The sequence below is a fragment of the Micromonospora sp. NPDC047074 genome (assembly GCF_040643815.1).
Taxonomy (GTDB): Bacteria; Actinomycetota; Actinomycetes; order Mycobacteriales; family Micromonosporaceae; genus Micromonospora.
Window position 1 is genome coordinate 15,817 of the sequence record NZ_JBEYVB010000020.1, and the last position, 25,027, is coordinate 40,843.

Annotated in this window: 22 protein-coding genes; 9 read left to right on the forward strand and 13 right to left on the reverse strand. The window is 73.5% G+C overall.

What is annotated here, in order from left to right:
• Nucleotide 1: 1 nt before the first annotated feature.
• From ABZ809_RS22300 to ABZ809_RS22310, 3 genes are all read left to right on the forward strand, one after another.
• Entirely contained in the window at nucleotides 2–895 is an 894-nt protein-coding gene (locus tag ABZ809_RS22300; protein ID WP_357564499.1) for an ATP-binding cassette domain-containing protein, read from the forward strand.
• On the forward strand, nucleotides 892–1,953 hold the full coding sequence (locus tag ABZ809_RS22305) for an ABC transporter permease (RefSeq protein ID WP_357564500.1): 1,062 nt from the start codon (nucleotides 892–894) through the stop codon (nucleotides 1,951–1,953). Before ABZ809_RS22300 ends, ABZ809_RS22305 begins: the two co-directional genes overlap by 4 nt.
• Nucleotides 1,954–2,132: 179 nt before the next feature.
• Complete coding sequence (locus ABZ809_RS22310; RefSeq protein ID WP_357564501.1) at nucleotides 2,133–3,941, forward strand: carbohydrate binding domain-containing protein; 1,809 nt, start codon at nucleotides 2,133–2,135, stop codon at nucleotides 3,939–3,941.
• A gap of 117 nt (nucleotides 3,942–4,058) precedes the next feature.
• Here ABZ809_RS22310 and ABZ809_RS22315 read toward each other — a convergent pair whose 3' ends face one another.
• The 7 genes from ABZ809_RS22315 to pgsA form a co-directional block, all read right to left on the reverse strand.
• Entirely contained in the window at nucleotides 4,059–4,808 is a 750-nt protein-coding gene (locus ABZ809_RS22315) for a YebC/PmpR family DNA-binding transcriptional regulator (protein WP_357564502.1), read from the reverse strand.
• Nucleotides 4,809–5,051: 243 nt separating this feature from the next.
• A complete protein-coding gene (gene pdxT / locus ABZ809_RS22320; protein WP_357564503.1) occupies nucleotides 5,052–5,654 on the reverse strand; it encodes a pyridoxal 5'-phosphate synthase glutaminase subunit PdxT in 603 nt (200 codons plus the stop codon).
• 1 nt (nucleotide 5,655) lies between these two features.
• Entirely contained in the window at nucleotides 5,656–6,573 is a 918-nt protein-coding gene (pdxS, locus tag ABZ809_RS22325; RefSeq protein ID WP_357564504.1) for a pyridoxal 5'-phosphate synthase lyase subunit PdxS, read from the reverse strand.
• A gap of 166 nt (nucleotides 6,574–6,739) precedes the next feature.
• Nucleotides 6,740–7,243, reverse strand: a complete 504-nt coding sequence (locus ABZ809_RS22330; RefSeq protein WP_357564505.1) for a hypothetical protein — start codon at nucleotides 7,241–7,243, stop codon at nucleotides 6,740–6,742.
• A 2-nt stretch (nucleotides 7,244–7,245) separates the two neighbouring features.
• Complete coding sequence (locus tag ABZ809_RS22335) at nucleotides 7,246–8,406, reverse strand: glycosyltransferase family 4 protein (RefSeq protein ID WP_357564506.1); 1,161 nt, start codon at nucleotides 8,404–8,406, stop codon at nucleotides 7,246–7,248.
• Nucleotides 8,407–8,471: 65 nt separating this feature from the next.
• Entirely contained in the window at nucleotides 8,472–9,404 is a 933-nt protein-coding gene (locus tag ABZ809_RS22340) for a phosphatidylinositol mannoside acyltransferase (RefSeq protein WP_357564507.1), read from the reverse strand.
• Between the two features lie 43 nt (nucleotides 9,405–9,447).
• Nucleotides 9,448–10,080 carry a phosphatidylinositol phosphate synthase gene (pgsA, locus tag ABZ809_RS22345; RefSeq protein WP_357564508.1) on the reverse strand — a complete coding sequence of 211 codons (633 nt, stop codon included), beginning with the start codon at nucleotides 10,078–10,080 and terminating at the stop codon, nucleotides 9,448–9,450.
• A gap of 250 nt (nucleotides 10,081–10,330) precedes the next feature.
• On the opposite strand from pgsA, the gene ABZ809_RS22350 reads away from it, so the two are divergent.
• Nucleotides 10,331–12,490 carry an elongation factor G-like protein EF-G2 gene (locus ABZ809_RS22350; RefSeq protein ID WP_357564509.1) on the forward strand — a complete coding sequence of 720 codons (2,160 nt, stop codon included), beginning with the start codon at nucleotides 10,331–10,333 and terminating at the stop codon, nucleotides 12,488–12,490.
• Between the two features lie 431 nt (nucleotides 12,491–12,921).
• Here the strand turns inward: ABZ809_RS22350 and ABZ809_RS22355 are convergent, their stop codons facing one another.
• A complete protein-coding gene (locus ABZ809_RS22355) occupies nucleotides 12,922–13,980 on the reverse strand; it encodes an aldo/keto reductase (RefSeq protein WP_357564510.1) in 1,059 nt (352 codons plus the stop codon).
• Between the two features lie 130 nt (nucleotides 13,981–14,110).
• Nucleotides 14,111–14,623: an HIT domain-containing protein gene (locus ABZ809_RS22360; RefSeq protein ID WP_357564575.1), complete on the reverse strand. Its 513-nt coding sequence runs from the start codon at nucleotides 14,621–14,623 to the stop codon at nucleotides 14,111–14,113.
• Nucleotides 14,624–14,846: 223 nt separating this feature from the next.
• On the opposite strand from ABZ809_RS22360, the gene ABZ809_RS22365 reads away from it, so the two are divergent.
• Together ABZ809_RS22365 and ABZ809_RS22370 are read left to right on the forward strand one after the other, a co-directional pair.
• Nucleotides 14,847–15,584 carry a D-Ala-D-Ala carboxypeptidase family metallohydrolase gene (locus ABZ809_RS22365; protein ID WP_357564511.1) on the forward strand — a complete coding sequence of 246 codons (738 nt, stop codon included), beginning with the start codon at nucleotides 14,847–14,849 and terminating at the stop codon, nucleotides 15,582–15,584.
• 193 nt (nucleotides 15,585–15,777) lie between these two features.
• Nucleotides 15,778–16,521 (forward strand): D-Ala-D-Ala carboxypeptidase family metallohydrolase, encoded by a 744-nt coding sequence (locus ABZ809_RS22370; protein WP_357564512.1) that lies wholly within the window; start codon nucleotides 15,778–15,780, stop codon nucleotides 16,519–16,521.
• A gap of 157 nt (nucleotides 16,522–16,678) precedes the next feature.
• On the opposite strand, the gene thrS is transcribed toward ABZ809_RS22370, so the two are convergent.
• Complete coding sequence (gene thrS / locus ABZ809_RS22375; protein WP_357564513.1) at nucleotides 16,679–18,685, reverse strand: threonine--tRNA ligase; 2,007 nt, start codon at nucleotides 18,683–18,685, stop codon at nucleotides 16,679–16,681.
• Nucleotides 18,686–18,884: 199 nt separating this feature from the next.
• A complete protein-coding gene (locus tag ABZ809_RS22380; protein WP_357564514.1) occupies nucleotides 18,885–19,805 on the reverse strand; it encodes an ADP-ribosylglycohydrolase family protein in 921 nt (306 codons plus the stop codon).
• Between the two features lie 73 nt (nucleotides 19,806–19,878).
• Between ABZ809_RS22380 and ABZ809_RS22385 the strand changes: the two genes are divergently transcribed.
• Nucleotides 19,879–20,568: a response regulator transcription factor gene (locus tag ABZ809_RS22385; RefSeq protein WP_357564515.1), complete on the forward strand. Its 690-nt coding sequence runs from the start codon at nucleotides 19,879–19,881 to the stop codon at nucleotides 20,566–20,568.
• Nucleotides 20,569–20,597: 29 nt separating this feature from the next.
• A complete protein-coding gene (locus ABZ809_RS22390) occupies nucleotides 20,598–21,968 on the forward strand; it encodes a HAMP domain-containing sensor histidine kinase (RefSeq protein ID WP_357564516.1) in 1,371 nt (456 codons plus the stop codon).
• Between the two features lie 164 nt (nucleotides 21,969–22,132).
• On the opposite strand, the gene ABZ809_RS22395 is transcribed toward ABZ809_RS22390, so the two are convergent.
• Together ABZ809_RS22395 and ABZ809_RS22400 are read right to left on the reverse strand one after the other, a co-directional pair.
• Nucleotides 22,133–23,158 (reverse strand): adenosine deaminase, encoded by a 1,026-nt coding sequence (locus ABZ809_RS22395; protein ID WP_357564517.1) that lies wholly within the window; start codon nucleotides 23,156–23,158, stop codon nucleotides 22,133–22,135.
• Nucleotides 23,155–23,952, reverse strand: a complete 798-nt coding sequence (locus ABZ809_RS22400; protein WP_357564518.1) for a trans-aconitate 2-methyltransferase — start codon at nucleotides 23,950–23,952, stop codon at nucleotides 23,155–23,157. The genes ABZ809_RS22395 and ABZ809_RS22400 overlap by 4 nt, the downstream gene beginning before the upstream one ends.
• A gap of 84 nt (nucleotides 23,953–24,036) precedes the next feature.
• Between ABZ809_RS22400 and ABZ809_RS22405 the strand changes: the two genes are divergently transcribed.
• Entirely contained in the window at nucleotides 24,037–25,020 is a 984-nt protein-coding gene (locus ABZ809_RS22405; protein ID WP_357564519.1) for an aldo/keto reductase, read from the forward strand.
• Nucleotides 25,021–25,027: the final 7 nt, after the last annotated feature.

Sequence of the window (25,027 nt, forward strand, 5' to 3'; positions counted from 1 at the left end):
CGTGACCAATGTGCTCCGACTCGACGGCGTCGACCGCAGCTTCGGCGACCGGCGGGTGCTCCAGAACGTGTCCTTCGACGTGGTTGCCGGCCGGATGACCGGTTTCGTGGGCGGCAACGGCGCCGGCAAGACCACCACCATGCGGATCATCCTCGGGGTGCTCGCCCCGGACGCCGGCGCGATCACCTGGCAGGGGGCGCCGCTGACCAGGGAGGCCCGCCGGCGCTTCGGCTACATGCCCGAGGAGCGTGGCCTCTATCCGAAGATGAGCGTCCGCGACCAGGTGACCTACCTGGGCCGGCTGCACGGGATGACCGCCGACGCCGCACGGCGCAGCACGGACGAGCTGCTGGAGCGGGTCGGGCTCGGCGAACGCGGCGACGACCTGCTGGAGACGCTGTCGCTGGGCAACCAGCAGCGCGCGCAGATCGCCGCCGCCCTGGTGCACGACCCCGAGGTGCTGGTGCTCGACGAGCCCTTCTCCGGCCTCGACCCGCTGGCCGTGGACACGGTCGTGGCGGTCCTGCGGGAGCGCGCCGCCACGGGCGCCCCGGTGCTGTTCTCCAGCCACCAGTTGGACGTCGTCGAGCGGCTCTGCGACGACCTGGTGATCATCGCGGGCGGCGTGATCCGGGCCGCCGGCAGCCGCGAGGAGCTGCGCGCGACGTACACCACGCCCCGGTTCGAGCTGGTGGTGGAGACCGACGCCGGCTGGCTGCGGGACCAACCCGGGGTGACCCTCGTCGACCTGGACGGCGCCCGCGCCGTGTTCGACCTCGCGCCCGGAAGCGACGAGCAGCCGGTGCTGCACGCGGCGCTGGCCCGCGGCCCCGTCCGCGCGTTCCGCCCGGTCAGCCCGTCCCTCACCGAGATCTTCCGAGAGGTCGCCCAGTGAACGTCACGCAGGCCACCAAGCTGGTCGCCGCCCGGGAGATCCGGGTCAAGCTGCGCGACCGCACCTTCCTGTTCAGCACCGTGTTCTTCCTGCTGATGGCCGCCGCCGCGACCATCCTGCCGCCGATGCTGTCCGGCGGACCGGCGAGCGTGGCGGTCGTCGAGGCGGCGGCGGGCCCGCTGCGGGAGGCGGGCCTGGAGGTGCGTACGGTCCCCGACGACCGCGCCGCCGAGCAGGCCGTACGCGACGGCGAGGTGGACGCCGCGGTGGTCTCCGGACCGGCGGTCCTGGCCATGGACGAGGCCCCCGACGACGTGGTCGCGGCGCTGAGCACGCAGCCGGCGGTCCGGCTGCTGGACCCCGACGCGGTGGACCCGGTGCTGGCCTTCCTGGTGCCGTTCGCGTTCGCGTTCATCTTCTTCGTCACCTCGCAGACCTTCGGCGTGCAGATCGCGCAGAGCATCATCGAGGAGAAGCAGACCCGGATCGTGGAGATCCTGGTGGCCGCCGTGCCGGTGCGGGCGTTGCTGGCCGGCAAGATGCTCGCCGGCACGGTGCTGGCCCTCGGGCAGATCGCGCTGGTCGCCGTGGTCGCCGTGGTCGGGGCGCGGTTCGCCGGCAGCGACGGCCTGCTCTCGCTGCTGGGCCCGGCGATCGGCTGGTTCCTGCCGTTCTTCCTGCTCGGATTCGTGCTGGTCGCGGCCATGTGGGCGGCGGCCGGCGCGCTGGTCAACCGCCAGGAGGACATCACGGGCGTGTCGATGCCGGTGCAGCTCGTGGTCATGCTGCCGTTCTTCGCGGTGATCTTCTTCAACGACAACGCGGCGGTCATGCGGGTGCTGTCGTACCTGCCGTTCTCCTCGCCGACCGCGATGCCGTTGCGGCTGTTCACCGGGGACGCGGCCGGCTGGGAGCCGCTGGTGGCGCTGGGCCTGCTGCTGGTCGCGGCCGTCGCGTTCGTGGTCGCCGGAGCCCGGGTGTACGAGGGCTCGCTGCTGCGCACCAACGGCCGCACCTCGGTCCGTACGGCGTGGCGGTCGCGGGAGACCATCGGCTGACCGACGATCGCCCCGCCCGGGCGCCGGTGTCCTGATCGGACACCGGCGCCCGTTGCCGTCCGTACGGCACTGTTCCGAACGCTGTACGGCGGCGGCGAACAGGTCGAACGCACCTACGGTGAGCCCATCCTCACGGCGACGACCCTGTCGTCGCCGGTCCCGGACCGGAAAGGCTCTCCATGACCCCATCGATCGGCCTGCGACACCACGGCGATCCACGGCGGCTCCGCCGGCTGCTCGGCGCGGTGCTGGCGGTCGTGCTCGCCGGCACCCTCGCGACCGTCATCCGTCCCGCGCCGGCCGCTGCCGCCGCGGGCGACCTGATCCTCAACGGCACGTTCGACAACGGCAGCACCGCGCCCTGGTGGACCCGGCTCGCCGCGACCAGCACGACCGTCGACGCCGGGCAGTTGCGCATCCGCACCGCCGGACCGGCCACCAGGCCCACCTGGGACGACCTCGTCGGCCACTTCGAGTTCGGCGTGACGGCCGGCCAGCCGTACCGGTTGCAGTTCGACGCCTCCGCCGACGTCAACCGCTCGCTGCGCGTCTCGGTCTCCCGGGTGGACACGCCCTTCACCTCCGCCGTCGACCAGACCGTCGCGCTGACGCCCACGATGCGCCGGTTCACCTTCGACTTCGCGTCCCCCTTCGGTGACCCGCAGGCGGTGCTCCTGTTCCACCTCGGCGCGCACGCGGCCTCGACCGTCCGGCTGGACAACATCTCGCTCACCCCGCTGGCCGTCGACCCGGCCACCGACCCGATCCTGTACTGGAACGGGATCCTGATCGACACCTACCAGGCGCTGGACCTGCCGCCCACCGCGTCCTCCCGGGAGGCGGCCATCCTGCACGCGGCGATGCACGACGCCGCCGTCTCGGTCACCGGCGTCGGCAACCCCTACCGGGTCCGGGTGCCGGTCAGCTACCCGGGCACCATGGACGACGTCGTGGCGCCGTCCCTGCACGCGGCCATCGACCGGGCGGCCCACGACGTGCTGACCGCCCTGTACGGCGGGCAGGGTCGCTCCTACACCCAGGCCCTCGCCGGCGCCATCGCCCGCCGACCGTCCGGCGTGAACGCCGCGGAGGCCGCGCGGGGCGACACCGTCGGCGCCGCTGCCGCCGCCGCCAACCTCCAGGCCCGCGCCAACGACGGTTCCGGCAACAACACCCCGTACCAGCTCGACGGGGTGCCCGGTTCGTGGCGGTCGACCAACGGAAAGGCGGCGGTAGGGCCGAACTGGGGCCTGGTCACCCCGTTCGCGCTCACCTCCGGTCGGCAGTTCCGGCCCGGCCTGCCCGCCGGCGCGACCGGGTACGGCGACCTGCTCGGCAGGCAGGAGTACCACACCCAGGTCCAGGAAGTCCGCGCCTACGGCGGCAGGGGGTCGTCGCTGCGTACCCCCGAGCAGACGCAGATCGCGTTCTTCTGGGCCAACGACCTGGCGGGCACGTACAAGCCGCCGGGCCAACTCTTCACGCACACCCGGATCGTGGCGGAGCAGCGGGGACTCGGGATCCTGGCCAACGCCCGGCTCTTCGGGCTGGTCGCCCTCGCCCTCGCCGACGCCGCCATCGCCGCGTGGGACGCCAAGTACCAGACCCCGATCGACCTGTGGCGGCCGGTGAGCGCCATCGAGGCGATACACGGCACCGGTTGGCAGCCGTTGTCGCAGGACCGCAACGGCGTGCCGTACACACCCGCCTTCCCGGCGTACGTCTCCGGGCACGCCACCCTGGCCGGTGCGTGGGCGGCGGTGATGAAGGGCTTCTTCGGCACCAACGCGATCGGCTTCGACGCCACCACCGACGACCCGCACGCCGTCGGCGTGGTCCGGCACATGAGCGGCTTCGACCAGGCCGCCCAGGAGAACGCGTTGAGCCGGATCTACCTCGGCGTGCACTACCGGTTCGACGCGGAGGCCGGCCTCGCCACCGGTGGTTCCGTGGGTGCGTACGTCTACGCCAACCGGCTGCGACCGTGAGTCGTCAGCCGGCGTGACGGGGGGACTCCCCGCCCGGTCCGTGGACCGGGCGGGGAGCCGCGTACCGGCGTCCGCCTGCCACCCGCCGGCGACGGGGAACGGTCGGGGCCCGTCGGATCAGCCGACGGCCTCCATCACCTCGTCGGAGACGTCGAAGTTCGCGTAGACGTTCTGCACGTCGTCGCAGTCCTCCAGGACGTCGATCAGCTTGAAGATCTTGCGGGCGCCGTCCTCGTCGAGGGGGACGTTGACGCTCGGGACCAGCGACGACTCGGCCGACTCGTACTCGATTCCGGCGTCCTGGAGGGCGGTGCGGACCGCGATCAGGTCGGTCGGCTCGGAGACCACCTCGAACGCCTCGCCCAGGTCGTTGACCTCCTCGGCACCGGCGTCGAGGACCGCCAGCATCACGTCGTCCTCGGTCGTCCCGGCCTTGGGCACGATCACCACGCCCTTGCGGGAGAACATGTACGACACGGAGCCCGCGTCGGCGAACGAGCCGCCGTTACGGGTCAGCGCGGTGCGCACCTCGGTCGCCGCGCGGTTGCGGTTGTCGGTGAGGCACTCGATCAGCATCGCCACGCCGTTGGGGCCGTAGCCCTCGTACATGATCGTCTGCCAGTCGGCGCCGCCCGCCTCCAGGCCCGAGCCGCGCTTGACGGCGCGGTCGATGTTGTCGTTGGGGACCGAGTTCTTCTTGGCCTTCTGGATGGCGTCGTAGAGCGTCGGGTTGCCGGCCGGGTCACCGCCGCCGGTCCGCGCGGCGACCTCGACGTTCTTGATCAGCTTGGCGAACATCTTGCCGCGCTTGGCGTCGATGACCGCCTTCTTGTGCTTGGTCGTCGCCCACTTTGAGTGGCCGGACATCTGTTACCTCCGTTGCTACCCGCCGTCTGCATCGACCGCACCGCGCCCGCCCGCTCCCGCCGGCGCACGCGGTGGTGCCGGTCAGCCCTGCCGGAAGCCGTGGACGGGCTGCTGGCCCCGCCGAATCTCGGCAATCCTACCGACGACCGGCGGGTCGCTGTCACCGCGCCGCGCGTCGCCGCCCCGCCCCGCCCGCCCGGAACGGGACGGGCGGGGCGAAACCGACGGTAGGGCTGACGCCGCTCAGCGGGACGCCCGGACCATCGCCACGAAGTACGCGTGCACCCGCGCGTCGCCGGTCAGCTCCGGGTGGAACGAGGTGGCCAGCAGGTTGCCCTGCCGGACCGCCACGATCCGGCCGACGGACGGGCCCTCGGTCACCGTGCCGAGCACCTCGACGCCGTCGCCGACCCGCTCGACCCACGGCGCCCGGATGAACACCGCGTGGAACGGCCCGCCCCCGACCCCGACGACCTCCACCGGGGCCTCGAACGAGTCGACCTGCCGGCCGAACGCGTTGCGCCGTACCGTCATCTCGATGCCGGCGAAGCCGCGCTGGTCGGGCCGGCCGTCGAGGACCTCGGTGGCCAGCATGATCATGCCGGCGCAGGAGCCGTATACGGGCATGCCGCCGGCGATCCGCTTGTCGATCGGCTCGCGCAGCTCGAAGATGTCGGCGAGCTTGCTGATCGTGGTGGACTCGCCGCCGGGGATGACCAGCCCGTCCACCGCGTCCAGTTCCTCGGGGCGGCGGACCGGGCGGGCGTGCGCCCCGGCCGCGGCGAGTGCGGCGACGTGCTCGCGGACGTCCCCCTGGAGGGCGAGCACACCGATCAGGGGCAACATCTCACCAGCCGCGCTCGGCCAGGCGGTGCGGCTGCGGGATGTCGTCGACGTTGATGCCGACCATCGCCTCGCCCAGGCCCCGGGAGACCTTGGCCAGCACGTCCGGGTCGTCGTGGAAGGTGGTGGCCTTGACGATCGCGGCGGCCCGCTGCGCCGGGTTGCCGGACTTGAAGATGCCGGAGCCGACGAAGACGCCCTCGGCGCCGAGCTGCATCATCATCGCGGCGTCGGCCGGGGTGGCGATCCCACCGGCGGTGAAGAGCACCACCGGCAGCTTGCCACTCTCGGCGACCTCCTTGACCAGCTCGTACGGCGCCTGCAGCTCCTTGGCGGCCACGAACAGCTCGTCGGTCGGCAGCGAGGCCAGCCGGCGGATCTCCTGCCGGATCCTGCGCATGTGGGTGGTGGCGTTGGAGACGTCACCGGTGCCGGCCTCGCCCTTGGAGCGGATCATGGCCGCGCCCTCGGTGATCCGGCGCAGGGCCTCGCCCAGGTTGGTCGCCCCGCAGACGAAGGGGACGGTGAAGGCCCACTTGTCGATGTGGTTCGCGTAGTCGGCCGGCGTCAGCACCTCGGACTCGTCGACGTAGTCGACACCGAGCGACTGGAGGATCTGCGCCTCCACGAAGTGGCCGATCCGGGCCTTGGCCATCACCGGGATGGAGACGGCGCCGATGATGCCGTCGATCATGTCGGGGTCGCTCATCCGGGACACGCCGCCCTGGGCCCGGATGTCGGCGGGCACCCGCTCGAGCGCCATCACCGCGACGGCGCCGGCGTCCTCGGCGATCTTGGCCTGCTCGGCGTTGACCACGTCCATGATCACGCCGCCCTTGAGCATCTCGGCCATGCCCCGCTTGACGCGGGCGGTGCCGGTGACGGGGCTGGCGCTAGCGTTCTGGGCAGTGGATTCGGGCACGGGTCATCGCTCCTCGAACGTGCTTCCAGGGGGTGGCTGCGGAGATGCTACGACGGCCAAAACCCCGATCCGACAGCCAATCGGACCCATGGTGGCCTGCACTGCGACAGCCGTCACCGCCCCGCCGGGACCCGCTCCCGCCCGGAAGGCGGGCGGACCGGTGCGGTCAGCCGGCGGGGACGTCGGCGGGTGCCGCCAGGGTGGGGTCGTCGATGTCGAAGTAGCGCGGCCACGGCCGCCGGCGTCCCATCCGCAACAACCGCACCAGCGGGCGGCCACGCGCCGCCCGGGCGTCCCGGACCAGGTCGGTGTGCACCTGGCGGGCCAGGGCGAGCCGACGGCTGGCGGCGATCACGGTCTCGCTGTCGGGATCCCCCGGATCCAGCTCCACCGCCCGCAACTGGCGGGTGAGGTCGTTCTCGGCGGCCTCCCGCTCCTCCGGCCGGGCGTCCAACGCGATCCGCGCCGCCGCGTACAGCTCGACGCCGTCGCGCCGCTCGGCCAGCACCGCGGCGGACGCCGCGCGGCGCAGCAGGTGGGCCTCCAGGGCGCGGGCCGCCAGCTCCGCCCGGGCGTGCAACCGGTCGACCCGGCCGGCGGTCCAGATCAGGTACGCCGCGACCAGCCCGACGACCAGCGCCGCGGCCACCACCCACCAGATGCCCCGCATAGTCAGTCCAGCCCCACCCATTCGGTGTCGATGACCCGCCCGTCGGTGGCCTCGATCGCCGCCGCGTACACCTCCAGCACCCGCCGGGCGACCACGGGCCAGTCGAAGGTGGCCACCACCTGGTCGCCGCAGGCGGTCAGCGCGGCGCGGCCCCCGGGATCGTCGAGCAGCTCCGCCAGCGCGACGCGCAGCGCGTTCGGGTCGCCGGTCGGGAAGAGCCGGCCGGCGCGGCCCCCGTCGAGCACCCGGCGGAAGGCGTCGAGGTCACTGGCGACGACGGCGGTACCCGCCGCGAGCGCCTCGGTGAGGATCATGCCGAACGACTCCCCACCGGTGTTCGGCGCCACGTAGAGATGCACGCTGCGCAGCATCCGCGCCTTGTCCTCCTCGGAGACCAGCCCGAGGAAGGTCACCCGGTCCCGCAGGTCTGCCGGGAACTGCCCGAACAGGTCGTCCGGGTCGCCCGGCCCGGCCACCAGCAGTCGCAGCCCGGAACGCTGCCGGGCCAGCTCCACGAAGGCGTCCCGCAGGATCGGGAAGCCCTTGCGGGCCTCGGTGAACCGGCCGAGGAAACCGATCGCGCCGTCCCGGCCCGGGGGGCACTCCCCCGGCCAGCCCGGCAACGGTCGCGCGTGGCTGAACTTCGCGACCGCCACCCCGTTCGGGATCTCCACGGCACCGCCGTCCATGTGCTCGACCTGCACCTTGCGCGCCAGCGCGCTGACCGCGATGCGGGCGGTGATCCGCTCCAGCACGATCTGGAGCACGCCCTGGGCGGCAGCCAGCGCCCGCGACCGGGTCATCGCGGTGTGGAAGGTGGCCACCACCGGGCCACGGGCGGAGAGCACCGCCAGCAGCGACAGGCTCAGGGTCAGCGGCTCGTGCACGTGCAGCACGTCGAAGTCGCCCCGGATGATCCAGCGCCGCACCCGGGCGGTGGAGACCGGGCCGAAGGCGATCCGGGCCACCGAGCCGTTGTACGGCAGCGGCACGGCCCGCCCCGCCGACACCACGTACGGCGGCAACGGCGCGTCCTCGTCGGCCGGGGCGAGCACGCTCACCTCGTGGCCGAGCCCGATCAGCGCCTCGGCGAGGTCCATGACGTGGTTCTGCACCCCGCCGGGCACGTCGAAGGAGTACGGGCACACGATGCCGATGCGCACGCCTCAACGCCTCTCGTTCGCGATCGCGGCGCTCCGCTGCCCGCGCTCACCCAAGACTCGCTCCCTTACGCCTGTCCGGCGGCCGAGGAGGGCAGGGCCGCGCCGCCACCCGTGCCGTGCTGGTCCAGCCACATCCGCTGCAACATGTGCCAGTCTTCCGGATGCCTGGCGATGCCCGCCGCCAGACCGTCGGCGACCCGCTGGGTCAGCGACCGGACCCGCCCGTCGAGCGGACCCTCCTCGGGGCCGGGCAGCGGCAGGGGTCCCTCGATCGACGCGCACGCCGCATCCGCTTCGTACCACATCGAGGCGACGTAGAGGGGCGCTCCGGTGCGTAACGCGAGCAGCGCCGGGCCCGGCGGCATCCGGGTGCGGGCACCGAAGAAGTCGACCTCCACCCCCCGGGCGGAGAAATCGCGGTCGGCCAGCAGCGGCACCACCGCGCCGGCCCGGACCCGGTCGACAAGCACGTCGAACGCGGGCCGCTCCCCGCCGTGGGTGGGCAGGATCTCCATGCCCAGGACGCGCCGGAAGGCGAGGAAACGCTGGTAGACGCCCTCGGGCTTGAGCCGCTCCATGACTGTGGTGATCGGCCAACCGGTCGCCGCGACCCAGGCGCCGGCCGCGTCCCAGTTGCCCGCGTGCGGCAGCGCCACCACGGCGCCCCGGCCGGCCGCCACGTCGGCCGCGAGCAGCTCCTCGCCGTCGAGCCGGAAGCCGGCCAGGATCTCCTCGCGGCGCAACGACGGCAGCCGGAACGCCTCCAGCCAGTACCGGGCGTACGAGCGCAGCCCCCGGCGGACCAGGTCGTCGAGTTCGGCCTCCGGCACGTCGGGGCCGACCACCCGGCGCAGGTTGGCGCGCAGCCGGTCGGTCCCCCCGCCGCCGCGCCGGTGGGCGCGGTCGGCACCCGCCCGGAACGCCGCGGCCGCGACGGGCCGGGGCAGCGCGCGGATCACGCGCCACCCGGCGAGGTAGCCGAGTTCGGTGAGGTTCACCGGCGCCGGCCCCCCGGTCGGGGCCGGCCGGCGCCCGGCGCGCTCACCCCTGCCCGCCCGGGGTGTGCACCCGCTGGGCCTGCCGGTAGACGTGCGCCATCCGCTGGCCGACGGTGAAGATCGACACCGCGGCGAGCAGCCAGAGCGCGATCTCCAGCGCGGGCTTGACGTCGAAGCCGGTGAGCAGCCCGCCGACGCCGACGATGAGCAGCCGCTCGGTGCGCTCGGCGATGCCCACGTTGCAGGTCATGCCGAGCCCCTCGGCGCGGGCCTTGACGTAGGAGACCAGCCCACCGGCGGCCAGGCAGAGCAGCGCGGCGGCGACGCCGGAGTAGTTGTGCTGGGTGGCCAGCCAGTACGCCACCGCGCCGAAGACCGCGCTGTCGGCGACCCGGTCCATGCTCGAGTCGAGGAACGCCCCGAACTTCGTGGACCCCCCGCTCATCCGGGCCATCGTCCCGTCGAGCAGGTCGGTGAGCGCGAACACGGTCACGATCAGGGCCCCGGCAACCAGATGACCACGGGCACCGAAGCCGAGAGCGCCGACGAGCACCCCGAGGGTGCCCGCCACGGTGACCGCGTTGGGAGTTACGCCCGCACGGAGCAGGCGGCGTGCGACGGGCTCGACGACACGGGTCATCCCCGCGCGGGCCGACACTTGGAAGATCTTCGCCATGGCGGTCCCACGATAACGGTCCCGGTAGCGACGGCGGTACGGCCGGTCAGGCGACCCGCGGGGCGAAGTCTTGTGTCGGCCCCCGATCGGGTGTGAGATCGAGCCAGGACGTGAGCCAGCTCACCCACATGCCCGTTGATTAGCCGCAACCCCGCACAGCACCGGAGGATGTCGCCGCGGAACCCGCCCGGGCCGCTTCCCCGTCGCGCGCGGCGGTCGCCAACCACCACGGCTGAGGGAGGTGCGCCCCATGGCGCAGAAGAGTCAGGAGAAGGGGGCTGCCGGCGGCGTGCCGGTGGTGACCGAGCCCGGCAGGATCCGCAACGTGGTGCTCGTCGGGCACTCCGGGGCGGGCAAGACGACCCTCGTCGAGGCGCTGCTCGCGGCGAGCGGCACGATCGGCCGGGCCGGCGACGTCGCCGACGGCACCACCGTCTGCGACCACGACCCCGCGGCCGTACGCCAGCAGCGTTCGGTGGCCCTGGCCTGCGCGCCGCTGCTGCACGACGGGGTCAAGGTCAACCTGCTCGACACGCCCGGCTACGCCGACTTCGTGGGCGAGTTGCGGGCGGGGCTGCGGGCCGCCGACGCCGCGCTGTTCGTGGTCTCGGCCGTCGACGGGATGGACGCCGCCACCGCCGCCCTCTGGGAGGAGTGCGCGGCGGTGGACATGCCCCGGGCCGTCGCCGTGGCCCGGCTGGACCACCCGCGCGCCGACTTCGACGAGGCGGTGGCGCTCTGCCAGCGGGTCTTCGGCGACAACGTGATGCCGCTCTACCTGCCGATGCTCGGCGACGACGGGGTCTCCACCGCCGGCCTGCTCAGCCTGGTCACCCGCCGGGTCTTCGACTACACCGCCGGCCTGCCGGCGCAGGTGCGCGAGCCGGATCCGGAGCACCTGCCCGCCATCGCCGAGTCCCGCAACGAGCTGATCGAGGGGATCATCGCCGAGAGCGAGGACGAGTCCCTGATGGACCGCTACCTCGATGGCGAGGAGATCGGCACCGAGGTGCTCGTCGCCGACCTGGAGAAGGCGGTCGCCCGGGGGCACTTCTACCCGGTGGTGCCGGTCTGCGCCGCGACCGGCGTCGGGCTGGACGTGCTGCTGGAGGTGCTCGTCGCCGGCTTCCCGTCGGCGCTGGAGCACGAGCTGCCCGCGGTCGCCGGGGTGGACGGCTCGCCCCGACCGCCGCTGACCTGCGACCCGGACGGCCCGCTGGTCGCCGAGGTGGTCAAGACGACCGTCGACCGGCACGTGGGGCGGGTCTCCCTGGTCCGGGTCTTCTCCGGCACGCTGCGGCCCGAGCAGACCGTGCACGTCTCGGGGCACGGGCTGGCCGAGCGGGGGCACCCCGACCACGACGCCGACGAGCGGGTCGGGCACGTCTTCACGCCGCTGGGCGCGAGCCTGCGTGAGGTGGGCGCCTGCGTGGCCGGCGACATCTGCGCGATCACCAAGTCGGGCAGCGCGGAGACCGGCGACACCATCTCCGCCAAGGACGACCCGCTGCTGATCGCCCCCTGGGAGATGCCCGAGCCGCTGCTGCCGGTGGCCGTCGTGGCCCACAGCCGGGCCGACGAGGACGCCCTGGCGCGGAACCTCGCCCGCCTGGTCGCCGGCGACCCGACCATGCGGCTGGAGCGCAACCCGGAGACCCACCAGTTGGTGCTCTGGTGCATGGGCGAGGCACACGCCGACGTGGTGCTGGAGCGGCTGCGCGCCGGCGGGGTGGACGTGGACACCGAGCCGGTGCGGGTCGCGCTGCGCGAGACGCTGACCGTCCGGGCGAAGGGACACGGCCGGCACGTCAAGCAGTCCGGCGGCCACGGCCAGTACGCCGTCTGCGACGTCGAGGTCGAGCCGCTGCCGCGCGGCGCCGGCTTCGAGTTCGTCGACCGGGTGGTCGGCGGGGCGGTGCCGCACAACTACATCCCCTCCGTCGAGAAGGGCGTACGCGCCCAGATGGAGCGGGGTCTGGTCGCCGGCCATCCGGTGGTGGACCTGCGGGTGACCCTGTTCGACGGCAAGGCGCACAGCGTCGACTCCTCCGACGCCGCCTTCCAGACCGCCGGCGCGCTGGCGCTGCGCGACGCCGCCGAGAAGGGCCAGCCGGCGCTGCTGGAGCCGGTCGACGAGGTGACCGTCCGGGTGCCCGACTCGTCGGTGGGTGCGGTGCTGGGCGACCTGTCCGGCCGGCGCGGCCGGGTGCTCGGCACCGAGCCGGACCCGGGGGCCGAGGGGCGCACCCTCGTCCGCGCCGAGGTACCCGCGACGGAACTGCTGCGTTACGCGGTCGAGTTGCGCTCGATGACATCGGGCACGGGCACGTTCCGCCGCCACTTCGTCCGTTACGAGCCGATGCCCACCCACCTGGCCGACCAGGCCCGCAAGGAACACTCCCACCCCTGACGCCTCCACCCCTCCTTCTCGCCCTGCGCCCTGCGCCCTGCGCCCTGCGCCCTGCGCCTGTTGATCATGAGGTTAGCGGCACGAAATGTCCGATCCGCGCCAGTCAACCTCATGATCAACGGCGTCAGGGGGTGAGCGGGTGGGTGGGGCAGGGGCAGGGAGGGCCGCCTGCAACGCAGCCAGCCCTTCCTGCCGCCCCTCCCGCCGACCCCCGCCCCGCTCTGCACCCGCGCCGCATGGCCACGCGCCGTGCCGGACCGTCCCCACCGGCAAGATCGCGCTCGATCCTGGAAGTAGTGGCGTCACATCGCTTGGAGGCCACTACTTCCACGAAGTAGTGCGATCTTGGCCGGCGAGGGTGGGGGCGGGGACACGAGGCGGGGGCGTGGGAGTGGGGGGTGGGAGTGGGAGTGGGCGTGCGGGGGGGGGCGTCAGGGGCGGGCGGTGGGGAGCATCGGGCTCGGCCAGTAGGGACGGTCGGCGTCCCGGAGCGCGGCCGACCGCAACGCGGCCAACTGGCGTTCCACCTCGGCGAACTGGTCGGCCGGCAGCGGACCCCTGAGCAGCGCGGCGGCGTTCTCCTCGACCTGGGCGACGGTGCGGCAGCCGGGAATCGGGACCGTCCGGTCGCTGCGCGTCCAGAGCCAGCCGAGCGCGCCCTGGGCGAGGGTGCGCCCGTCGGCCGTCAACGCCGCCCGCACGGCGGCGACCCGGCGCAGCCACTCCGGCGCCGGACGGCCGCCCCGGAACCACTCCAGCCACCCCGGTGCGACCCCCCGCACGTCGTCGCGGGGCAGGGTCGAGCCGGCCGTGTACTTGCCGGAGAGCAGCCCCATGCCCAGCGGTCCCCGGTTCACGCTGGCCAGGTCGTACTTGTCGCAGACCGCCAGCAGTTCCGGGGCGTCCCGCAGCACCGACAGAGCATGCTGCACGGCGGTGGCGTGCCGGGCCCCCTGACCGAAGGCGCCGGCCCGGTCGGGGCGGTCGGTGCTCCAGCCGTACGCCCGGATCAGCCCGTCGGCGACCAGGTCCTCCAGGGTGCCGACGAGCGCCTCGGCCCTGGGCACCGGCAGGTCGGCGAGGTGGAGCTGGTAGAGGTCGATCCGGTCGGTGCCCAGCCGGCGCAGCGATTCCTCCACGGCCCGCCGCAGGTATGCCGGGGAGGCGTCCTCGCCGGTGGCCTGGCGGGTGGCCTCGTCGAACGTGTAGCCCCACTTGGTGGCGATCACGGCCTCGTCGCGCCGGCCGGCGAGGGCCCGGCCGATGACCCGCTCGCCGTGCCCGGCGCCGTACGTGTCGGCGGTGTCGAAGAGCGTCACGCCGAGGTCGAGCGCCCGCCGGATCGCGCGGACCGACTCGTCGTCGTCGACGGCGCCCCAACCCAGCGGCTGGACCCCCTCCGCCCAGGGGCCACCGATCGCCCAGCATCCCATGCCGAGGGCGCTGACCTCGATGCCGCTGCGGCCCAGCGTCCGTGTCGTCACTGCCATCGCCGCATCGTGCCACCTCGCACCCCGGCTGGGATACAGAACTTTTCCCAGCCGACACGGCCGTCCGCGCCGCCGACCGGGCGCGGACGGGCGGGCCCGGCGCGGACACGCCGGCGGGCCCCGGGTCGGGTCAGGTCGGCCAGGCTCGGGTGAACAGCTCGCGCGTGTCGGTGAGCAACTGCGGCAGGACCTTCGTCCGCCCGATGACGGGCATGAAGTTCGCGTCCCCGCCCCAGCGGGGCACCACGTGCTGGTGCAGGTGGGCGGCGATTCCCGCGCCCGCCACACCCCCCTGGTTCATGCCCAGGTTGAACCCGTGCGCGTTGCTGACCTTGCGCACCACCCGCATGGCCGTCTGGGTGAACGCCGCCAGCTCGGTGGTCTCGGCCAGGTCCAGCTCGGTGTAGTCGGCCACGTGCCGGTAGGGGCAGACCAGCAGGTGCCCGGGGTTGTAGGGGTAGAGGTTGAGCACCGCGAAGACGTGCTCGCCCCGCGCCACCACCAGGGTCTCCTCGGCCGACAGCCCCGGTGCCCGGCAGAACGGGCAACCGGCGGGCCGCTCGTAGCCGCCCTCGGGCCGGTCCTCCCCCGAGATGTAGGTCATCCGGTGCGGAGTCCAGAGCCGCTCCAGGCCGTCGGCCATGCCGCTGTCCATGTGCCGTTCCACCCCAGTCACGACCCCGATCCTACGTCCCGACGGTGGCCGTCCCCCGCCGCCGTACGCCGGCCGACGCCCGCCCTCCGACGGCCCCGACCAGCCGTTAAACATTCAAGGGGACGGATAGGGGGTGAAAGTTCTTGACGAACTGATGAACGTGAATGAAGAATCCATCCGAGTGCATCGCCCCTCGTCGATGGGAGTCCCTGTGAGAACCGCATTCCGCCGGATTGGCCGGGCGCTCGCCGCCTGCGCGCTCGCCGCGTCCACCGCGCTCGTGGGCGTGGTCGCGACCAGCAGCCCCGCGCAGGCGGACGGCTGCTACACCTGGGGCCGCGTCCTTGCCCAGGGCGCCAGCGGCGAGGACGTCCGGCAGCTCCAGATCCGGCTCGCCGGCTACGCCGGCTACAACGCGCAGCTCGCCCTCGACGGTGCGTTCGGCCCGGCCACCCGGTCCGCCGTGATCCGCTTCCAGCAGGCGTACGGGCTGGCCGCGGACGGCGTCGCGGGGCCGGCGACCCAGAACCAGCTCTACGCCCTGCAGGACGACGACTGCACCCCGGTGAACTTCACCTACGCCGAGCTGAACCGGTGCAACAGCACCTGGTCCGGCGGCGCGGTCTCCGCGGCCACCGCCCGGTTCAACGCCCTGGTGTCGATGTGGAAGCTCCAGGCCATGCGGCGCGCCCTCGGCAGCGTGCCGATCAACATCAGCAGCGGCTTCCGTAGCTACTCCTGCAACAGCGCGGTCGGCGGCGCCTCCAACAGCCGGCACCTCTACGGCGACGGCGTCGACCTGGTCGGCTCGCCCTCGTTCTGCCGGCTCGCCCAGCAGGCCCGCTACCACGGCTTCGGCAACATCCTCGGCCCCGGCTACCCGGGCCACAACGACCACACCCACGTCGGGGCGGTCGGCGGCTGGTCCGCGCCGAGCTGCGGCATCTGAGAACTGACACACCCACTGAAGCCCCCCGCCCCGCGGGGGGCTTCAGTGCGTCGCGGGCCAGTGACCCGGCGGCCCACAGGGGGACGGGACGGACAACTAAAGGGGACACACAAAGATGAAGGTTCTTGACGAGCTAGCGAGCGTGAATGAAGATTCCGACCGAGAGCATCGCTATTCGTCGATGGGAGTCCCTGTGAGAACCGCATTCCGCAGGATCGGACGGGCGCTCGCCGCCTGCGCGCTCGCCGCGTCCACCGTCCTTGTGGGAGTCGTCGCGACAGGCACCGCCGCGCAGGCCGACGGCTGCTACACCTGGGACCGCACCCTGAAGCAGGGAACCTCGGGCGAGGACGTACGCCAGCTCCAGATCCGGCTCGCCGGCTACCCCGGCTACGGCGCGGTCCTCGCCCTCGACGGGGCATTCGGTCCGGCCACCCGGTCCGCCGTCATCCGCTTCCAGGAGGCGTACGGCCTGAGCGCGGACGGCGTCGCCGGCACCCAGACCTTCAACAAGATCTACGCACTCCAGGACAACGACTGCACGCCGGTCAACTTCAGCTACGCCGAGTGGAACCGGTGCAACAGCACCTGGTCCGGTGGCGCCGTCTCCGCCAGCACCGCCAAGTTCAACGCCCGCGTGTCGATGTGGAAGCTCCAGGCCATGCGGAAGGCCCTCGGCAGCGACCCCCTCACCATCAGCAGCGCCTTCCGTAGCCACTCGTGCAACAGCGCGGTCGGCGGCATCTCCACCAGCCGGCACCTCTACGGCGACGGGGTCGACCTGGTCGGTTCCCACTCGCTGTGCCGCCTCGCCCAGCGGGCCCGCTACCACGGCTTCACGAACATCCTCGGTCCCGGCTACTCGGGTCACAACGACCACACCCACCTGGGCGCCACCCCGAGCCGATCCTGGAAGGCGCCGAACTGCGGCATCTGAGCCCCGGGTCCGGCGCCACAGCGCCCCCGTACTCGTGCACCAGCGCGCCAATCCGCGAAAGGCGGTGCCCCGGAGGTGGGACACCGCCTTTCGCGGATCTCGTGTCGGGTCACCCGGTCGGCGCGGGGCCGGCCCGGTCAGTGCCCCGGAGCGGGCGTCACGCCTCCGCGGCGGACGGGCCGACGTTGGTCCGGGAGTTGACCACGTCGAGCACGTGGGCCACCGCGTCGGAGACCGGCACCCCGTTGCGCTGCGAGCCGTCGCGGTAGCGGAACGAGACCGTGCCCGCGGCCACGTCGTCGTCGCCGACGATCACCATGAACGGGATCTTCTGCTGCTGGGCGGTGCGGATCTTCTTCTGCATCCGGTCGTCGCCCGCGTCGACCTGGGCACGGATCCCCTCGGCCCGCAGCGCGGCGACGAAGCCGTGCAGGTAGTCGGTGTGCTCCTCGCGGATCGGGATGCCGACCACCTGCACCGGCGCCAGCCAGGCCGGGAACGCGCCCGCGTAGTGCTCGGTCAGCACCCCGAAGAAGCGCTCGATCGAGCCGAACAGCGCCCGGTGGATCATCACGGGCCGCTGCCGGGTGCCGTCGGCGGCCTGGTACTCCAGGCCGAACCGCTCCGGCAGGTTGAAGTCGACCTGGATGGTGGACATCTGCCAGGTCCGGCCGATCGCGTCCTTGGCCTGCACGGAGATCTTCGGGCCGTAGAAGGCCGCGCCGCCCGGGTCGGGCACCAGGTCCAGGCCGGACTCCTCGGCGGCGGACCGCAGCGCCTCGGTGGCCCGTTCCCAGTTCTCGTCGGTGCCGACCGACTTCTCCGGGTTACGGGTGGACAGCTCCAGGTAGAAGTCGTCCAGGCCGTAGTCGCGCAGCAGTTCGAGCACGAAGACGAGCAGCGACTTCAGCTCGCCCGCCATCTGCTCCTCGGTGCAGAAGATGTGCGCGTCGTCCTGGGTCATGCCGCGCACCCGGGTCAGGCCGTGCACCACGCCGGACTTCTCGTACCGGTAGACCGTGCCGAACTCGAACATCCGCAGCGGCAGCTCGCGGTAGGACCGCCCCCGGGACCGGAAGATCAGGTCGTGCATCGGGCAGTTCATCGGCTTGAGGTAGTAGTTCGCGCCTTCCACCTCCATGGGCGGGAACATGCCGTCGGCGTACCAGTCGAGGTGCCCGGAAACCTCGTACAGGTGCCCCTTGGTGATGTGCGGCGTGTTGACGAACGCGTAGCCGGCCTGCTCGTGCTTGATCCGCGAGTAGTTCTCCATCTCCCGGCGGATGATCCCGCCCTTGGGGTGGAAGACCGCCAGCCCCGAACCCAGCTCGTCGGGGAAGCTGAACAGGTCGAGGTCCACGCCGAGCTTGCGGTGGTCGCGCCGGGCGGCCTCCTCCAGCAGCTTCAGGTACGCCTTCAGCTCGTCCCGGGTCGGCCAGGCGGTGCCGTAGACCCGCTGGAGCTGCGGGTTCTTCTCCGACCCCCGCCAGTACGCGGCGGCGGAGCGCATCAGCTTGAACGCGCCGATCAGCCGGGTGTTCGGCAGGTGCGGGCCCCGGCACAGGTCCGACCAGCAGACCTTCTCCTCGCTCGCGGCGAGGTTGTCGTAGATGGTCAGCTCGCCGCCGCCCACCTCCATCACCTCGGAGGTGTCCAGCCCTTCGCCCTTGACGTCGATCAGCTCCAGCTTGAACGGCTCGGCGGCCAGCTCGGCCTTCGCCTCGTCGAGGCTGCCGAAGCGCCGGCGCCGGAACCGCTGGCCCGACTTGACGATCTCCTGCATCCGCTTCTCGAGCTTGGCCAGGTCGTCCGGCTGGAACGGCTTGTCGACGGCGAAGTCGTAGTAGAAGCCGTTCTCGATGGGCGGGCCGATGCCGAGCTTGGCCTCGGGGAAGACGTCCTGCACCGCCTGGGCGAGCACGTGGGCGCACGAGTGCCGCAGCACGTTCAGCCCGTCCGGGGAGTCGAGGCTGACCGGCTCGACCTCGGTGTCGGCCTGCGGCGCCCAGTCCAGGTCGCGCAGCTGGCCCTGCGGGTCGCGGACGACCACGATCGCCTTCGGGCCGGACGCGGGCAGACCGGCCGCGGCCACCGCGTCGGCCGCCGTCGTCCCGGCGGTGACGACGACGGGGTCGGCCACGGCGGGGGTACGGGGTGCGGACACGGTGACTCCTCCAGCAGACGACACGGATGACGCCGAACGTTCGGCTCCTGCGATGCTATCGGTCGCCCCCGTCGGCACGGTCGCCGACGCCACCGCCCCGGGACCGACGCCGGGGACGCGGGTTGGGAAGGGCACCTTCCTAACCCCTGGTGCATAGGAAGGTGCCCTTCCTAACCGCCCGGCGGGGCCGGCGGCCCGGTCAGTCGACCCAGTCCGGCAGGGGCTCGCGGGCGGCGAGCCACTGCGCCGGCACCCCGCCCGGGGTACCCACCCCGGTGTACGCGGCCACCACCGCCCCGACGATCGCGGCGGTGGTGTCGACGTCCCCACCGGCCTCGACGCAGGCCCGTACCGCCGCCGGGTAGTCGTCCAGGTGCACGGCTGCCACCCAGCAGGTGAAGGCGACCGTGTCCTGGGCGGTGACCCGGGAGCCGTTGCCGAGCACGTCGGCGGCCCCGGAGACCGACCGGTCGAGCAGGCCGGCCGCCCGGCGTACGCCCCGGTGCACCTCGGTGGCCGGGTCCAGCGCGGTGGCCACGCCGGCGAGCAGCCGGGCCGGGGCGGGCCGGTGGCCGTCCAGCCGGGCGCGGGCGGCCAGCGAGGCGGCCACCGCCACCGCGACGGCCCCGGCGACGCCCTCCGGGTGGGCGTGGGTCACCTCGGCCGACGCGCGGGCCTGGTCCGCCGCCCGGGCGGTGGAGTCGGCGAACCACGCGCCCAGCGGGCCGACCCGCATCGCCGCGCCGTTGCCGCAGGAGCCCTGCCCGTCGAAGGCCGAGGCGGCCGCCACCGGCCACGGCGTGCCGGTGCGGATCAGCCGGAGGATGGTCACCGCGCCCGGCCCGTAGCCCCGGTAGGGCTCGCAACGCTCGGCGAACGCCGCGGCGAGGGCGTCCCGGTCGATCCGGCCGGCGTCGGCCAGGGCGGCGACGACCGAGCAGGCCATCTCGGTGTCGTCGGTCCACTGCCACGGCGCCGGGGGCAGCCTCCCGGCGGCCAGGTCCGCCGGGCGCCGGCCGGGTACGAAGAACTGCGAGCCGAGTGCGTCGCCGACCGACAGGCCGGCGAGCGCGTCCCGGGCGAGCGCGAGACGGGTGTCGGGAAAGAGCGTGAAGGACATCGTCGTGCCAGCTTGCCCTGTTGCCAGGTGCGCCGCAACGCGATCAACTTGCCACTACGAGTACGGTCTTGCTGTGGCCATCGTGCTCCTGGTCGAAGACGATCACGTCGTACGCGGCGCGATGCAGCGATCCCTCGCCGACCGGGGGCACGCCGTGCACGCCGTCGGCACCGCGCTGGACGCGCTGCGCCGGGTGGCGGCCGAGACCCCCGACCTCGTGGTCCTCGACCTCGGGCTGCCCGACCTCGACGGCTCGGACGCGCTACGGATGCTGCGTGGCATCACGGACGTACCGATCATCATCGCCACCGCCCGCGACGACGAGCAGTCCGTGGTCCGACTGCTGCGCGCCGGCGCCGACGACTACATGGTCAAGCCGTTCACCGGCGCGCACCTCGACGCCCGGATCACCACCGTGCTGCGCCGGGCCGGCCGGGCCAGCCGGTCGGTGCAACCGGCCGTGCACAGCGTCGGCGGGCTGCGGGTGGACGTCGGGGAGCGCAGCGCCCACCTCGACGGCGAGCCGCTGGCGCTGACCCGCAAGGAATTCGACCTGTTGGCTTATCTGGCCGCGCGACCTGGCCGGGTAGTGTCCCGCCGGGAGCTTCTGGAGGAGGTATGGCGGCAGCCATCGGTCGGCGAGGACCAGACCATCGACGTTCACCTTTACTGGCTACGCCGCAAAATGGGCGAGTCCGCGGCGAAGCCGCGCTACCTGCGCACCGTGCGGGGGGTGGGCTTTCGGCTGGTGGCGCCGGACTGAGGCGGTCGCTGGCCCTGCTCACGGCCGGCATGTGCGCCCTGGTCGCGCTGGCGTTCCTCGTTCCGCTCGCCACCGGCCTCGGTGACCGGGCACGGGACGAGGCGATCGCCGACGCCGCCCGCCGCAGCGCGCTGGTGACCGGCGCGCTCGCGGTCAGCACCGATCCCGACGTGGTCCGGCGGGCCGTGGCGGCCAGCGGCGACGACCCGGCCTCCCGGCCGGTCGTGCACGGCCTGGGGACGGACGAATCGGCGACGCGGGCCGACGCCGCCAGCCTGGACCGGGCGCGGGCCGAGCGGCGCTCCGTCGTCGTCGACGTCTCCGGCGGGCTGCTCCGGCTGGAACCGGTGGTGCTCGGCGACCGTACGGCCGTGGTCGAGGTCTTCGTGCCCGAGTCGGCGCTGGGCGGGGACGCCGGTGGCCGGTGGCTGCTGCTGCTCGCGGTGGCCGCCGCGCTGGTGGGCGCGGCGGTGCTGGTGGTGGACCGGGTCGCCGCCCGCGCGGTCGACTCGGTCCGCGGGCTGGTCGGTGCGGCGCTCGCGATCGGCGACGGCGACCAGGGGGTACGCGTCGACCCGGGCGGTCCGCGCGAGCTGGCCGAGGCCGGGCACGCCTTCAACCGGATGGCGGACCGCCTGGACGCGGCCCGCACCGACGAGCGGGAACTGGTCGCCGACCTGTCACACCGGCTGCGGACGCCGCTGACCGTGCTGCGCCTGGACGCCGAGGCACTGGAGTCCGACGACACCAGCGTGGGCTCGTTCAGCGAGGCGGAGCTGGACCGGCGGCGTGGCATCCGGCGGATCCGGCAGGCGATCGTGACCCTTGAGGGCGAGATCGACGTGCTGATCAAGACCACCCGCAAGGCGGTCGTGCACGACGCCGGGCCGGCGATCTGCGACGTCAGCGAGGTGGTCCGGGACCGGATGGTGTTCTGGGCAGCGCTGGCCGGCGACCAGAACCGCCCGCACCACGTCAGCGGCGCCCAACTGCGCATCCCGGCGCCGGTGCCCCGGGCCGAGCTGGCCGCCGCGCTGGACGCGGTGATCGGCAACGTCTTCCGCTACACCCCGCAGGGCACCGCGTTCGAGGTCGCGGTCTCCCGCCGCGACGGGTACGTGGCGATCCGGATCGACGACGCCGGCCCGGGGATCGCCAACCCGGACCGGGCACTGCGCCGGGGCGCCAGTGACCGGGGCTCGACCGGGCTGGGGCTGGACATCGCCAAGCGGGTGGCCCTGCAGGCCAACGGCTCGGTGAGCATCGACCGGGCCCGGCTGGGCGGGGCGAGCGTGGTGATGTTGCTCGCCGACCCGGAGGCGACGCCCCGGCAGGTCAGCCGGTTCGGTCTGGTGGGCCGGGCTGTGGGGCGGCGCAAGTCTTCCTTAGATCGGGATTAACAGTGCTGCCGGGCGGGGCCGGCGCTGACAGGATCGAACCCGAACCCATCAGTTCCTCCGGTCGACGCCTCCTCGGGCATTCACCGGCCGGTGGAGCCGTGCGCGCGGCGGGAGGATCACGGTCCCCCCACACCACCTCCCGCCGCGCGTCACCCTCCACCCGCTCAGCGGGTCGAGGCGGCCAGGTAGGCGTCGATCTCGTCGGTGATCCGCCGCTTGCCCGCCGGCTCCAGGAACGAGGCGGTCACCGCGTCGCGGGCCAGCGCGGCCAGCCCCGCAGGGCCCGCGTCGAGCAGGCGGGCCGCGACGGCGTACTCGTCGTTGAGGGTGGTGCCGAACATCGGCGGGTCGTCGGAGTTGATGGTGACCAGCAGGCCGGCGTCGACGAGCTGCCGCAGCGGGTGCTCCTCGATGCTGGCGACCGCCCGGGTGCGCACGTTGGAGGTGGGGCAGACCTCCATGCCGATCCGGTGCTCGGCGAGGTGGGCGAGCAGTTCCGGGTCCCGCGCGGCGGAGATGCCGTGCCCGATCCGCTCCGCGCCGAGCTCACGCAGCGCGTCCCAGACCGTCTGCGGGCCGGTGGTCTCGCCGGCGTGCGGCACGGACCGCAGCCCGGCCGCCCGGGCCTGGTCGAAGTACGGCTTGAACTGCGGCCGGGGCACGCCGATCTCGGGACCGCCGAGGCCGAAGCTGACCAGGCCCTCCGGGCGTTCCTCCAGCGAGATCCGCAGCGTCTCCTCGGCGGCGGGCAGGCCGGCCTCGCCGGGGATGTCGAAGCACCAGCGCAGCTCGATGCCGAAGTCCGCCTCGGCCCGCCTGCGGGCGTCCTCGATCGCCTCGCAGAACGCGGGCGCGGGGATGCCCCGCCGCACGTGCGAGTAGGGCGTCACGGTCAGCTCGGCGTAGCGGACCTGCTGGCGGGCCAGCTCCCGGGCGACCTCGTGGGTGAGGATCCAGACGTCCTCCTGGTCGCGGATCAGGTCCACCACGCTCAGGTAGACCTCGATGAAGTGCGCGAAGTCGCGGAAGGCGAAGTAGTCGGCGAGCGCGGCCGGGTCGGCGGGTACGGGACTGCGGCCCTCGTGGCGGGCGGCCAGCTCGGCGACGATCCGGGGCGAGGCGGAGCCGACGTGGTGCACGTGCAGCTCCACCTTGGGCAGCCCGGCGATGAAGGCTTGCAGGTCGGTCACGGGTTCTCCTCAGCACGGGCGGCGGTGCGGGCGACGAAGAAGACGCGGCGGAACGGGAAGTGCACCTGACCGTGCCGCACCGGGTACGCCTCGGCGAGGCGTACCGCGAGCTCGGCCCGGAAGCCGGACCAGCCGGCGGCGTCCAGGGCCGCGCGGACCGGCCGGAGCGCGGTCCCTTCCAGCCAGCTCAGCACGGGGTGGTCCGCGTCCGCGGGGGCCGGCAGCAGGTGCACGTAGGTAGTCTCCCAGGCGTCCACCACGCAGCCGGCGGCGGCCAGCAGCTCGGCGTAGCCGACGGCGCTGTCGTCGGCCGGGGGCCGACGCAGCAGCGGGGCGACGGTGGCCCGCCACGCCGGGCGGCCGGCCACCTCGCGCAGGGCCCGGTGCGAGGGGGCGTCGAAGTTGCCCGGCACCTGCACGGCCAGCCAGGCCCCGGCGGGCAGTTCCCGGGCCCAGCGGACGAGCAGGTCGCGGTGGCCGGGCACCCACTGGAGCGCCGCGTTGCTGACCACCACGTCCACGTCGGGCTCCGGATACCAGTCCCGGACGTCGCCCACGGAGAAGACGACCCCGGCGGCCCTGGCGGCGGCCTCCGCGATCATCTCCGCCGACGAGTCGAGGCCCGCGACCCGGCTGTCCGGCCAGCGCTCGGCGAGGGTGGCGGTCAGGTTGCCAGGGCCGCAGCCGAGGTCGACCACCGCGCGGGGCCGCTCGGCCGGGACCCGGGCGAGCAGCTCGTGGAAGGGCCGCCCGCGCTCGTCGCCGTAGCGCAGGTACGTCGTCGGGTCCCACATGACGCCTCCCAAACCGTACGTCCGTCTTGTTAAAGACTACGGCCCGTCGCGCGACCGGGCAAGCCGGTCACTAGGCTCGGTCCCATGCAGCAACGCACCTTCCCCCGGCTGGGGCGGCGCGTCGGGGTGGTCGGGCTGGGCGCCTGGCAGCTCGGCGCCGACTGGGGCACCGTCAGCGAGGCGGACGCCGCGGCCGTGCTGACCGCCGCCGTCGAGGCGGGGGTCACCTTCCTCGACACGGCGGACGTCTACGGCGACGGACGCAGCGAGCGCCTCATCGGGCGGTTCCTGCGCGGCCGGCCCGACGCCGGGCTGACGGTGGCGACCAAGATGGGGCGCCGGGTCGCGCAGACGCCCGAGGCGTACACGCTGGCGCACTTCCGCGAGTGGACCGACCGGTCCCGGCGCAACCTCGCCACGGACACCCTCGACCTGGTGCAGCTGCACTGCCCGCCCACCGCCGTCTTCGCCTCCGACGCGGTCTTCGACGCCTTGGACACCCTGGTCGCCGAGGAGCGCGTGGCCGGCTACGGGGTGAGCGTGGAGACCTGCGACCAGGCGCTCACCGCGATCGCCCGGCCCGGGGTGGCCAGCGTCCAGATCATCCTGAACGCGCTGCGGCACAGGCCCCTCGACCGGGTCCTCCCTGCCGCCGCGGCGGCTGGGGTGGGCATCGTCGCCCGCGTCCCGCTGGCCAGCGGGTTGCTGTCCGGCCGCTACGACGAGCACACCGCGTTCGCCGCCGACGACCACCGCGCCTTCAACCGGCACGGCGAGGCGTTCGACGTCGGCGAGACCTTCTCCGGCGTCGACTTCGCGCTTGGGCTGGCGGCCGTACGGCGGCTGGCTCCGCTGGTCGGCGACGGGCGCACGATGGCCCAGTTCGCGCTGCGCTGGATCGTCGACCAGCCGGGTGTCACCGTGGTCATCCCCGGCGCCCGCGACGCCGCCCAGGCCCGGGCCAACGCCGCCACGGCGGGCCAGCCGCCGCTGTCCGAACGGGACCTGGCGGCGGTGGCGCAGGTGTACGACGAGCTGATCCGCCCGCGGGTGCACGACCGGTGGTGACCGGAAC